Genomic DNA, 12531 nt, shown 5'->3' with positions numbered 1-12531 from the left:
ATGGCCGGTCTAGACCGGCCATTTGCATTTGTGCAGCAGGCAAATCGGGTGCGCGCAGGCTTGAGTTCTGCGCGCTGCCTATGCTTTGGCACGGCTGCCCCAAGACCAAAGAGGCATGGTCATCTCCGCCGTGCTGTAGCAGCGTGGCAGCATCAACGAAAGCAGGAGCCGCTATGCAGGGCCTTACACGTCGTCAATTGCTCGCCGGGGCCGCCATGCTGCCCTGGCTGTTGCCGGGGGCGCTGCAAGCCAGCGTTGGTCGGGCGCGGGTACTGGTGATCGGCGGTGGTTTTGCCGGTGCTACGGCGGCGCGCTACCTGAAACGTCAGGCCGAGCAGCTGGATGTGGTGCTGATTGAGCCGAAGTCTGACTTTCACACCTGCCCATTCAGCAACCATGTGCTCGCCGGGCTGCGTGAGCTGGGCAGTCTGCGCCAGGATTACCGCGCCTTGCAGCAGCAACAGGTGCTGCATGTGCGCGAATGGGCGCGGGAAATTGACCTGCAGGCCCGGCAGGTGGTGCTGCAGGGCGGCCAGCGTCTGCGCTATGACCGGGTGTTGCTGGCGCCTGGAATCGACATGGACTGGCAGGCCATCGAAGGTTACGACCGCAATGCCGCCAGCCGTCTGCCGCATGCCTGGCAGGCTGGCGCACAAACCGCTCTGCTGCGCCGACAACTGCAGGCCATGGACGATGGCGGCCTGGTGATCATCAGCGTGCCGGACAATCCCTATCGCTGCCCGCCGGGGCCCTATGAGCGGGCCAGCCTGATTGCCCATTATCTGAGCCAGGCCAAGCCACGCAGCAAGGTGCTGATCCTCGACAGCAAGGACAGTTTCTCCAAGCAGGCGCTGTTTCAACAGGGTTGGCAGGCGCTTTATGGCGAGCGCATCGAGTGGGTTGGGCGTGCTGGCGATGGCCGTGTGGTGCGCGCCGATGCCGGGCGGCGCGAGCTGCTCTGCGAGTTTGGCCAGCGCCATCGCGCAGCGGTGATCAACCTGATTCCACCGCAGAAAGCCGCCGAAATTGCTGCCCGCAGCGGCTTGGTCGATAGCAGCGGTTGGGTGCCGATCCGCCCGGTCACCTTTCAGGCACGCGAGGCCGGTGACATCTATGTGGCGGGGGATGCCTGCATCGCCGCGCCCATGCCCAAGTCAGCTTACAGCGCCAATGCTCAGGCCAAAGTGGCAGTGGCGGCCCTGTTGGCGGATTTGGCCGGCCAGGAGCCGCCAAGTGCGGCCTGGCGCAACACCTGTTACAGCGCGCTGGCACCGGGCCAGGCGGTGTCGATTGCGGCCGATTACGGCATTCGGGAGCAGCGCCTGGTTGAGCTGCCAGGCAGCCTGACGCTCAGCCCGTTGCAGCCGCCTGCCGGGTTGCGGGCTCAGGAAGCGGCACTGGCCGATGCCTGGTACCAGAGCATCTGCATGGATGCCTGGGGACATCTGGCATGACCCTGCGCCTGCTGGTGTTGCTGGTGCTGGCCGGCCCTGTGGCTGCGCAGCCCTGGGGCCAGGCGCAGCACAGCGTTGAACAGTGGTTGCAGGGCCATGAGGTGCAGACACAAGGGCTGAGCCTGGCCGTGCCGACCTGGGTCGAGGATGGCGCGTTTGTCGCCATTGACCTGACCCTGCGCGATGCCCAGCCCCCGGTATCGCTCAGCCTGCTGCGCAGCGGCGAAGACGATCCGCGTATCGCCACACTGCACGTGCAGGCCTGGGAGGCGCCGCTGCGTCTGTCCACCCGTGTGCGCCTGCCGCGCAGTCAGCAACTGATCGTACTGGCCCGTGATGGGCGCGGGCGTGTGTGGCTGGCGGCGCAGGCGGTGGAGGTGTTGAGCAGCAGTTGCCTGTCGCCGAGCACCGCTCAGCCAGCCAGCAACCTGGGGCCGTTGCAGGCCTGGCTGGAGCCGCAGGGGCGCGGTCTGGAGTTGCGCAGCCTGTTGCGCCATCCAATGGAAACCGGGCGGCGTCCGAGCGTGGATGGTCAACTGCTGCCCCGGCATTTGCCGACACATTTTGAGGTCAGCGGGACGCACGGCAGCCTGCTGCGCATCGAACCTTTCGAGGGTTTGGCGGCCAACCCTTACTGGAGGGTGCTGCTGCCCGCTGGGCAAACACCGCTGTTGCTGCGTTGGGTGGATGCCGATGGCCGCGTGTTTAGCCGGCAGCTGCCCTGAAACGGGGCGGTGCGCGGCTCTAGGGCGCGCTTTATGGCTCTACTACCAAATGACGAGAGGTTTTGTGCCATGGGCGCATACCGGTCGTGCGGGGCGCTTCCTAAGATCGAACCATGACCTGCTCCACGTCCCAGGGGGCAGGCTCCGCCAACAAGAGAGGTCAATCCCATGCTTTACGCCAAACCCGGTACGCCAGGCGCCGTCATCACCCTTAAACCGCGCTACGGCAACTACATCAATGGTGAGTTCGTCGCCCCGCTGAGTGGCCAGTACTTCAGCAATACCAGCCCGGTGGATGGTTCGGTGATCGGTGAGTTCCCCCGTTCTGACGCCGCCGATATCAACAAGGCGCTGGATGCTGCTCACGCTGCTGCCGATGCCTGGGGCAAGACCTCGGTGCAGGAGCGTTCGCACATTCTGCTGAAGATCGCCGACCGCATCGAAGCCAACCTCGAGCTGCTGGCCGTGGCCGAGACCTGGGACAACGGCAAGGCCGTGCGCGAAACCCTCAACGCCGACGTGCCGCTGGCCGCTGACCATTTCCGCTACTACGCCGGGTGCATCCGTGCTCAGGAAGGCAGCACCGCCGAGATCAATGAAGGCACCGTGGCCTACCACTTTCATGAGCCGCTGGGTGTGGTCGGGCAGATCATTCCGTGGAACTTCCCGCTGCTGATGGGTGCCTGGAAACTCGCACCGGCCCTCGCTGCGGGCAATGCCATCGTGCTCAAACCGGCCGAGCAGACGCCGCTGTCGATCACCGTACTGATGGAACTGATTGGCGATCTGCTGCCGCCGGGCGTGCTCAACGTCGTTCAGGGCTTCGGCCGTGAAGCCGGTGAAGCACTGGCCACCAGTAAACGCATTGCCAAGATCGCCTTCACCGGATCGACTCCAGTGGGCTCGCACATCCTCAAATGTGCCGCCGAAAACATCATCCCGAGCACCGTCGAACTGGGTGGCAAATCGCCGAACATCTTCTTCGCTGACATCATGAATGCCGAGCCGGCATTTATCGAGAAGGCCGCTGAAGGCCTGGTGCTGGGCTTCTTCAACCAGGGCGAGGTGTGCACCTGTCCGTCGCGTGCGCTGGTGCAGGAATCGATCTATGAATCGTTCATGGTCGAGGTGATGAAGAAGATCAAGCAGATCAAACGTGGCGATCCGTTGGACACCGACACCATGGTCGGCGCTCAGGCCTCGCAGCAGCAGTTCGACAAGATCCTCAGCTACCTGGAGATCGCCCAGCAGGAAGGTGCTCAGGTGCTCACCGGCGGCGGCGTGGAGAAACTCGAAGGCAACCTGGCCAACGGTTACTACATCCAGCCGACCCTGCTCAAGGGCACCAACCAGATGCGCGTGTTCCAGGAAGAAATCTTCGGCCCGGTGATCGGCGTGACCACCTTCAAGGACGAAGCTGAAGCCCTGGCCATCGCCAACGACACCGAGTTCGGCCTGGGCGCGGGTGTGTGGAGCCGCGATATCAACGTCGCCTACCGCATGGGCCGGGCAATCAAGGCCGGTCGCGTGTGGACCAACTGCTACCACCTGTACCCGGCGCATGCGGCCTTCGGCGGTTACAAGAAATCCGGTGTTGGCCGTGAAACCCACAAGATGATGCTCGACCACTACCAGCAGACCAAGAACCTGTTGGTGAGCTACGACATCAACCCGCTGGGCTTCTTCTAACTCGTGTAACCCCGGCGTATCCGCTCCAGTGCGTCGGGCTCCTTCCTGCGATTCGCCGGTCGGCGAGATCTGTTTGTGGTCTGGGCAGATAACTGCTGCAGCAGGTCACTATCGCAACGCGGCTTCGGCCGCGTTTTTTATTGGCTGCTGTCAGCGGCAGCGTGTTGCATCTGTTGCAGCATAGTCAGCGTGAGGCTGCCGGACAAAGCAGGTGGTGTCGCGCGCACCCTGCAAACACTACCAATGCCAGCAGAAATTCATCCCAAAGTACCATTTGGCTGCTGTCGGTCGGGGCGCTTAATGAAGGGGCCGGAATTCGCCGGCGTCGATAAGAAGAGGACCGCGCCATGTGGACTAAACCCGCCTACACCGACCTGCGTATTGGTTTCGAAGTGACCATGTACTTCGCCAATCGTTGAGCCGTTTTTGCCCCGGCATTGCCGGGGCATCCCAATAGGCATGCCCATTGGCATCGCAATCGGAAGCGTCCATGTATATCCAGATTCTTGGCTCCGCCGCTGGCGGTGGTTTCCCCCAGTGGAACTGCAACTGCCGTAACTGCCGTGGCGTGCGCACGGGCAGCGTGCGGGCGCAGCCGCGTACACAGTCTTCGATTGCCCTGAGTGACAATGGCCAGGACTGGATCCTGTGCAACGCCTCACCGGACATTCGCGTACAGATCGAAGCCTTTCCTGCGCTCAACCCGGCACGTCGGCTGCGCGACAGCGCCATCGCCGGGATCATCCTGCTTGACAGCCAGATTGACCACACCACCGGCCTGCTGACCCTGCGCGAAGGCTGTCCGCACCAAGTCTGGTGCAGCGAGATGGTGCATCAGGACCTGACCAGCGGCTTTCCCCTGTTCAACATGCTCAGCCACTGGAATGGCGGCTTGCAGCACAACCTGATTGCCCTCGATGGTGAGCCGTTCAGCATTGCGGCCTGTGCCAACTTGTCGATCACGGCCGTGCCGTTGCGCAGCAGCGCACCGCCGTATTCACCGCACCGTGGCAACCCGCATCCGGGCGACAACATTGGTTTGTTTGTCGAGGATCGCCGCACCGGCGGCACGCTGTTCTATGCCCCCGGTCTGGGTCAGGTCGATGAACCATTGCTGGCCTGGATGCGCCGCGCCGACTGCCTGCTGGTGGACGGCACACTGTGGCGCGATGACGAAATGCGCGTGTGCGAAGTGGGCGACAAGCTCGGCAGCGAGATGGGCCACCTGTGCCAGAGCGGTCCGGGCGGCATGATCGAGGTGCTCGATGGCCTGCCATCTGCACGCAAGATCCTTATTCATATCAACAACACCAATCCGATTCTCGACCTGGATTCGCCTGAGCGCGCCGAACTTGACGCGCACGGTATCGAGGTCGCGTTCGATGGCATGAGCATCGTTTTGTAGCGCGCCCAGGCCATGCACACCTCAAAGAATACTGGTGCGCACGGCACACCCTACGGCAACGCGTATTGGAGATACTGATGAGCCAACCCGCCATGAGCCCTGCCGAGTTCGAGCAGGCCTTGCGCGCCAAGGGCGCGTACTACCACATTCACCACCCGTTTCATCAGGCGATGTATGCCGGCCACGCCAGCCGTGAGCAGATTCAAGGGTGGGTGGCCAATCGCTTCTACTATCAACTGAACATCCCGCTCAAGGATGCGGCGATCCTGGCCAACTGCGCCGATCGCGACACGCGCCGTGAATGGCTGCAACGCATTCTTGACCACGACGGTGCGCAGGGCGAGGAGGGTGGTATCGAAGCCTGGCTGCGCCTGGCCGAAGCCGTGGGCCTTGAGCGCGAGCAGGTGCTGTCGCAAGAGCTGGTGCTGCCCGGCGTACGCTTTGCTGTGGATGCCTACGTCAATTTCGCCCGCCGCGCGTCCTGGCAGGAAGCCGCCAGCAGCTCGCTGACCGAACTGTTCGCTCCGCAAATCCACCAGTCACGCCTGGACAGCTGGCCGCAGCATTACCCTTGGATCGATGCCGAGGGTTACCGCTATTTCCGCACGCGGCTGCAGCAGGCACGTCGCGATGTCGAGCATGGCCTGCGTATCACCCTGGAACACTACCGCACCCGTGAAGCCCAGGAACGCATGCTGGAAATCCTGCAATTCAAGCTCGATGTGCTGTGGAGCATGCTCGACGCCATGAGCATGGCCTACCAGCTGGAGCGCGCGCCGTATCACACGGTGACCGCCGAGCGCGTATGGCATCGGGGGATTGCGCTATGAGCCACAGACAAACGGTGTGCACGGCGCACCCTACGGGTGAACGGTATGTAGGGTGCGCCGCGCGCACCGCAACGGAGCCGAGATTATGACTGCCACCATCCTGCCCACTATCCCCGCTATTCGCCGTGGCTTTCGCCTGCAATTCGAACCGGCCCAGGGTTGCCATGTGCTGCTCTACCCGGAAGGTATGATCAAGCTCAACGACAGTGCCAGTGAGATTCTCCAGCAGGTCGATGGCAAGCGCTCGGTGGCTGAGATTATTGAAAGCCTGCACCAGCGTTTCCCGGATGTACCGGGGATCGACGAAGACATCCTCGCCTTTATGGAGGTCGCCAGTGCTCAGTTCTGGATCGAGCTTCGCTAAAGCAGGTCATGAACCAGGGCCGCCGCTGTGGTTGCTGGCTGAACTGACCTACCGCTGCCCGCTGCAATGCCCGTACTGCTCCAACCCGCTGGATTTCGCCCAGCAGGGCGCCGAACTGAGCACTGCCGAGTGGATCGAGGTATTCCGCCAGGCGCGTGAGCTGGGTGCTGCACAACTGGGTTTTTCCGGCGGCGAGCCGCTGGTACGCCAGGACCTGGCCGAGCTGATCAAGGCCGCGCGTGATCTGGGTTACTACACCAACCTGATCACCTCCGGCATCGGCCTGACCGAGGCGCGTATTGCCGAATTCTCCGAGGCTGGGCTGGACCATATCCAGATCAGCTTTCAGGCCGCCGACGAGGAAGTGAACAACCTGCTGGCCGGCTCGAAAAAGGCTTTCGCTCACAAGCTGGCCATGGCCCGTGCGGTCAAGTCCCATGGCTATCCGATGGTGCTCAACTTCGTCACCCACCGACACAACATCGACAATATCGAGCGGATCATCGAGCTGTGCCTGGAGCTGGAAGCAGATTTCGTCGAGCTCGCCACCTGCCAGTTCTATGGCTGGGCCGAACTGAACCGCGCAGGGTTGCTGCCGACCCGCGCCCAGCTGGAGCGCGCCGAACGCATCACCAATCAGTGGCGCGACAAGCTGGCGGCCGAGAATCACCCGTGCAAGCTGATCTTCGTCACCCCAGACTATTACGAGGAGCGTCCCAAGGCCTGCATGAACGGCTGGGGCAACCTGTTCCTCGACATCACCCCGGACGGCACCGCGTTGCCGTGTCATAGCGCGCGGCAACTGCCGGTGCAGTTTCCCAATGTGCGCGAGCACAGCATCGAGCATATCTGGCGGCATTCCTTCGGTTTCAACCGCTTCCGTGGTGACGAATGGATGCCCGAGCCATGTCGCAGCTGTGACGAGAAACACAAGGACTTCGGCGGCTGTCGTTGCCAGGCGTTTATGCTCACCGGCGATGCCAGCGCGGCGGACCCGGTGTGCAGCAAGTCGGCGCACCATGGCGTGATTCTCGCCGCGCGCCAGCAGGCCGATGACGCGCTACTGGGGCTAGAGGCCCTGCAGTATCGCAATGAGAAGGCCTCGCGGATCATATGCAAGGCCTGACCGACCCCGACGCAATCTGGAGTGCCGAGCAGGCCGCAGCGGCCAGCGCTGACTTCGCCGAGCTGCATGCGGCCCACGGCGGATTGCTGTGGGTGGCGTTTGATCCGTTGCTGGCGCGTTGTGGGTTGTTCTTTTGTCGTGATGGAGTTGTGACTGAACTGACCCCGCCGGGGTTCTCCGTACGCAGCCGGGTTTACGAATATGGCGGCGGTGCGTGCTGTGCCACGGAGCAGGGCGTGGTCTTCGTCAATGATAATGATCAGCAGGTTTACCTGATCGATATTACCGAGGGCGGTGGTGCGTATGGCGCACCCGGCGCGGTGACCGACTCGCCCAACTGCCGTTATGGCGGCCTGTGTTTTGTGCCCGCCTGGCAGGCGCTGCTGGCTGTGGAGGAAAGCCATGAAGGCGGAGCGGTGATACATCGCCTGGTACGCATTGGCCTGACTGGCAAGCGCGAGGTACTGGTCGAAGGCGCTGATTTTTACGCTGCGCCAGTGGCCGATGGTGATGGCCAGCGGTTGGCCTGGATCGAGTGGGATCGCCCCGATCAGCCCTGGGTTGCCACACGCCTCTGCCAACGTAAGTCGGGCGAACGCACCCAGGTGCTGGCTGGGCAGGACCGTGATCAATCCTTGCAGCAGCCGCGTTTCGATGTGCAGGGCCGGTTGTGGGTGTTGAGCGACAAGGCGGGTTGGTGGCAGCCCTGGTGTGTTGATAAACAGCATGATGCATGCGCTGCACCCTTCGATCATGCTCCCGCGCCCTGGCAGCTGGGTGGCCGAACCTACCTGCCGCTGGAAAACGGCGAACTGCTGCTGACGCGTTTCGAGCAAGGTAAAGGCGTACTGGTAGGGTGCGCTTTCGAGACTGATAGTGCGCACAGCGCACCTTACGAGCGGCACTTCGCAGAGCATTTCACGCGTTTTCGCAGCCTGGCCGCCGATGCCGAGCATTTTTACTGCATCGCTGCCGCACCGGATCGCCTGTCGGCGGTGCTGGCGATTCGGCGTAGTGATGGCGCTGTACAAATACTGTCCGGTGGCGAGCAGCCCTTGAGTGAAGCACGGCTGTCCCGCCCCCAGTCATTTAACTGCGTTGTGGGCGAAGGCGAGCGCAGCCACGGTTTTTTTTACTCGCCCGTATCAACCGGAGAGCGTCCTTCGCTGGTGATCTTTCTGCATGGCGGCCCCACCTCGGCCTGCTACCCGGTGTTCGACCCGCGTATCGCCTTCTGGACCCTGCGCGGCTACGCCGTGCTCGACCTCAATTACCGTGGCAGCAGCGGTTACGGCCGCGCCTATCGCCTGCGTCTGGCTGGCCAGTGGGGCGAGTTGGAGGTCGAGGACATTCGCGCCGCTATCGATACGCTTGCCGCTGCTGGCCGTATTGATCCCCTGCGCGTATTTGTGCGCGGCGCCAGCGCTGGCGGCTTCAGCGCGCTGCGGGCTTTGGTCGAGTTGTCGCAATTGCGTGGGGGCGCCAGCCTTTATGGCGTCAGTGACCCGCTGGCGCTTCGCCGGCTGACCCACAAGTTCGAAGCGGATTACCTCGACTGGCTGATTGGCGACCCGGAGCAGGATGCCGAGCGCTACCGGGAGCGCACACCCCTGTGGCAGGTCAAGCGGATCATGGCTCCGGTGATTTTCTTCCAGGGCGCGCTGGATGCTGTGGTGGTGCCAAGCCAGACCGAGGCCATGGTCGAGGCACTACGCCAGTGTGGGTTGCCGGTGGAATATCAGCTGTTCGCCGACGAACGCCACGGTTTCCGTCAGGCCGCCAATCTGGCCGCCGCGTTGCGTGCCGAATATGGGTTTTATCAGCAGTTGAGCTGAGAGCAGGTCGCATTGCATAAACCGAGCAATGCAGTAGGCTGGCGCATAACTCGCTTAACCTATTCCATAACAACAAGAACAGGCCGTTGTATGAGCCACACCCTCAGCCAGTTACGTAAATTCGTTTCACCGGAAATCATTTTTGGTGCCGGCTGCCGGCACAACGTGGCCAACTACGCCAGTACCTTTGGCGCGCGTAAGGTGCTGGTGGTGTCCGACCCCGGCGTGGTTGCCGCCGGCTGGGTCGCTGATGTCGAAGCCAGCCTGCAGGCGCAGAATATCGACTACTGCCTGTACACCGATGTATCGCCCAACCCACGGGTTGAAGAGGTGATGCTCGGCGCGGAAATCTACCGGGCCAACGCCTGCAACGTGATCGTTGCCATTGGTGGCGGCAGTCCGATGGATTGCGCCAAGGGTATCGGCATTGCGGTGGCCCATGGCCGCAGCATTCTCGAATTCGAAGGCGTGGACACCATCCGTGTGCCCAGCCCGCCGCTGATCCTGATCCCGACCACCGCCGGCACATCGGCCGACGTGTCGCAGTTCGTGATCATCTCCAATCAGCAGGAACGGATGAAGTTCTCCATCGTCAGCAAGGCGGTGGTGCCGGATGTATCGCTGATCGACCCGGAAACCACCTTGAGCATGGATCCGTTCCTCAGCGCTTGTACCGGTATCGATGCGCTGGTGCACGCCATCGAAGCGTTTGTTTCCACCGGCAGCGGGCCACTCACCGATACCCATGCGCTGGAGGCCATGCGCCTGATCAATGGCAACCTGGTGCAGATGATCGCCACCCCCGACGACATCGCCCTGCGCGAGAAGATCATGCTCGGCAGCATGCAGGCCGGGCTGGCGTTCTCCAACGCGATTCTCGGCGCGGTGCATGCCATGAGCCATAGCCTCGGCGGCTTTCTCGATCTGCCCCATGGCATGTGCAATGCAGCGCTGGTCGAGCATGTGGTGGCGTTCAACTACAGCGCGGCACCAGAGCGTTTCAGCATGGTTGCGCAAACCCTTGGTATCGATGTGCGCGGGCTCAACCACAACCAGATCCGCCAGCGGCTGGTAGAGCATCTGGTGACGTTCAAGAAGTCGGTGGGCTTTCATGAAACCCTCAAGCTGCATGGGGTTTCCAGCTCCGATATTCCGTTCCTCTCGCGGCATGCGATGGAGGACCCGTGCATCCTGACCAACCCGCGTGAGTCCAGCCAGCGTGATGTCGAGGTCGTGTATGGCGAAGCCCTCTAATTTGCCGCAGTCGCAGAGCGAGGCCCTGGCCGGCCTGCTAGGCCTGGGCAGTCATTCGGCACGCAAAAGCCATTACCCCGAACTGCTGGCGCGTTTGGAAGAGCTGGAAACCGAGCGCAATCGCTACAAATGGCTGTTCGAACATGCCGTGCACGGGATTTTCCAGGCCAGCCTGCAGGACGGGCTGCTGGCCGCCAATCCAGCCCTGGCGCGCATGCTGGGGTACGACGATCCGCAACAGGTGCTTTGGTCGCTGACGGGCTTGGCCAACTACCTGTTTGTTGGCGGTGTCGCCGAGCTGGAACACATACGCAGCGTGCTGGCTCATGAGCCCGGGTTGTTTGGCTATGAAACCCAGCTGCGCCGCCGTGACGGCAGCGTGATCGACGTGCTGATGAACCTGCTGCTCAAACCCGATGAGAACGGTCTGTTCGAAGGTTTTGTCGCTGATATCACCGAGCGCAAACAGGCCCAGCAACGCCTGCAACAACTCAATGACGAACTGGAACAACGGGTCGGCGCACGCACCGGCGAGTTGCAGGAAGCCAACCGCAACCTGCTGCAGCAGATCGTCGAGCGCAAACGAATCGAGAAGGCCCTGCGCGAGGCGCGTGATGCGGCCGAAGAGGCCAACCGCAGCAAGGACAAGTACCTGGCCGCCGCCAGCCATGACTTGCTACAGCCGTTGAACGCTGCACGCCTGCTGATCTCGACCCTTCGCGAACGCAGCCTGCCGGCCAGTGAGCAGAACCTGGTGGAGCGTACTCACCAGGCACTGGAAGGCGCGGAAGACCTGCTCACCGATCTGCTGGACATTGCCCGCCTGGACCAGGCGGCGATCAAGCCCGATCTGGATGTCTACAGCCTCGACGAACTGCTTGCGCCATTGGCCTCGGAGTTTCAGCCGGTGGCAGCTGCAGCCGGGCTGCAACTGCGCGTACGCCATGGCGAGCACCTGCTCAATACCGACCTGCGCCTGCTCACGCGCATCCTGCGTAATTTTCTCAGCAACGCCTGCCGTTATACCGAGCAGGGCCGCGTGCTGCTTGGCGCGCGCAAGCGTGGCGCGTATGTCGAGTTGCAGGTATGGGACAGCGGCACGGGGATTGCCGAAGACCAGTTGCAAAGCATCTTCCTTGAGTTCAATCAGCTGAATGTCGGCCGTGCCGCCGAGCGCAAGGGCGTGGGCTTGGGCCTGGCGATTGTCGAGCGGATTGCACGCATCCTCGGTTACCCGATCAAGGTGCGTTCGCAACCAGGACGTGGCTCAGTGTTCAGCATTCAGGTGCCACTGGCCAGAGGCAGCCAGTCGCGTACATTGGCAGCGCCGATGCCGCCACAACAGCGCTTGGGGGATCCGCTGCCAGGGCGGCGATTGCTGGTGCTGGATAACGAGCTGAGCATTCTGCACAGCATGAAAGCACTTTTGGAGCAGTGGGGCTGTGAAGTACTGACCGCCACCGATCAGACCACTGCGTTGCAGGTGCTTGGCCTGCAGGCACCGGAGCTGATCCTGGCCGACTTCCACCTCGACCATGGTGTGGTCGGCAGCCAGGTGGTGCAGCTCTTGCGTGAGCACTTCGGGGTGACGATTCCCGCGGTGATGATTACCGCTGATCGCAGCGATCAGTGCCGCCGTGAACTGCACGGCATAGGTGTGCCTCTGCTCAACAAACCAGTCAAACCGGGCAAGCTGCGCGCGGTGCTGAGCCAGATCCTGCAGGATATGCCTTTAGTCGGCCTTTAATTTAGACGCACGATAGCTATAGATTTTTTGGGCAAAATTTGGGCAAAAGTGAGGCCGCCTTGGGCCTTTCTAGACCGTTAAGGAATTCTTTCGTCTAGGTTT

Annotated in this window: 11 protein-coding genes; all 11 read left to right on the top strand. The window is 62.3% G+C overall.

Annotated elements, in window-relative coordinates; translation table 11 throughout:
* Positions 1–173: 173 nt before the first annotated feature.
* Positions 174–1454, top strand: a complete 1281-nt coding sequence (locus tag CUR33_RS16305; protein WP_289240321.1) for an NAD(P)/FAD-dependent oxidoreductase — start codon at positions 174–176, stop codon at positions 1452–1454.
* Entirely contained in the window at positions 1451–2179 is a 729-nt protein-coding gene (locus CUR33_RS16300) for a thiosulfate oxidation carrier protein SoxY (protein ID WP_289240320.1), read from the top strand. Before CUR33_RS16305 ends, CUR33_RS16300 begins: the two co-directional genes overlap by 4 nt.
* A gap of 168 nt (positions 2180–2347) precedes the next feature.
* Positions 2348–3868 (top strand): acetaldehyde dehydrogenase ExaC, encoded by a 1521-nt coding sequence (gene exaC / locus CUR33_RS16295; RefSeq protein ID WP_090252831.1) that lies wholly within the window; start codon positions 2348–2350, stop codon positions 3866–3868.
* A gap of 347 nt (positions 3869–4215) precedes the next feature.
* Positions 4216–4287: a pyrroloquinoline quinone precursor peptide PqqA gene (gene pqqA, locus CUR33_RS16290; protein WP_003243383.1), complete on the top strand. Its 72-nt coding sequence runs from the start codon at positions 4216–4218 to the stop codon at positions 4285–4287.
* A gap of 71 nt (positions 4288–4358) precedes the next feature.
* A complete protein-coding gene (pqqB, locus tag CUR33_RS16285; RefSeq protein ID WP_289240319.1) occupies positions 4359–5273 on the top strand; it encodes a pyrroloquinoline quinone biosynthesis protein PqqB in 915 nt (304 codons plus the stop codon).
* Positions 5274–5350: 77 nt separating this feature from the next.
* Positions 5351–6103, top strand: a complete 753-nt coding sequence (gene pqqC, locus CUR33_RS16280) for a pyrroloquinoline-quinone synthase PqqC (RefSeq protein WP_167144895.1) — start codon at positions 5351–5353, stop codon at positions 6101–6103.
* A gap of 85 nt (positions 6104–6188) precedes the next feature.
* On the top strand, positions 6189–6467 hold the full coding sequence (gene pqqD / locus CUR33_RS16275; protein ID WP_233684637.1) for a pyrroloquinoline quinone biosynthesis peptide chaperone PqqD: 279 nt from the start codon (positions 6189–6191) through the stop codon (positions 6465–6467).
* Positions 6439–7593, top strand: a complete 1155-nt coding sequence (gene pqqE, locus CUR33_RS16270; RefSeq protein ID WP_289240318.1) for a pyrroloquinoline quinone biosynthesis protein PqqE — start codon at positions 6439–6441, stop codon at positions 7591–7593. The genes pqqD and pqqE overlap by 29 nt, the downstream gene beginning before the upstream one ends.
* A complete protein-coding gene (locus CUR33_RS16265) occupies positions 7581–9428 on the top strand; it encodes an alpha/beta hydrolase family protein (RefSeq protein ID WP_289240317.1) in 1848 nt (615 codons plus the stop codon). The genes pqqE and CUR33_RS16265 overlap by 13 nt, the downstream gene beginning before the upstream one ends.
* A gap of 90 nt (positions 9429–9518) precedes the next feature.
* Complete coding sequence (ercA, locus tag CUR33_RS16260; RefSeq protein ID WP_167144891.1) at positions 9519–10682, top strand: alcohol dehydrogenase-like regulatory protein ErcA; 1164 nt, start codon at positions 9519–9521, stop codon at positions 10680–10682.
* The gene (locus CUR33_RS16255) at positions 10666–12429 is read left to right on the top strand and encodes a NahK/ErcS family hybrid sensor histidine kinase/response regulator (protein WP_289240316.1); all 1764 of its coding nucleotides are present in this window, start codon (positions 10666–10668) and stop codon (positions 12427–12429) included. The genes ercA and CUR33_RS16255 overlap by 17 nt, the downstream gene beginning before the upstream one ends.
* Positions 12430–12531 lie beyond the last annotated feature (102 nt).

The organism is Pseudomonas sp. FEMGT703P, assembly GCF_002786345.1.
GTDB lineage: Bacteria > Pseudomonadota > Gammaproteobacteria > Pseudomonadales > Pseudomonadaceae > Aquipseudomonas > Aquipseudomonas peli.
This window is presented reverse-complemented; position numbering and strand designations above follow the sequence as displayed.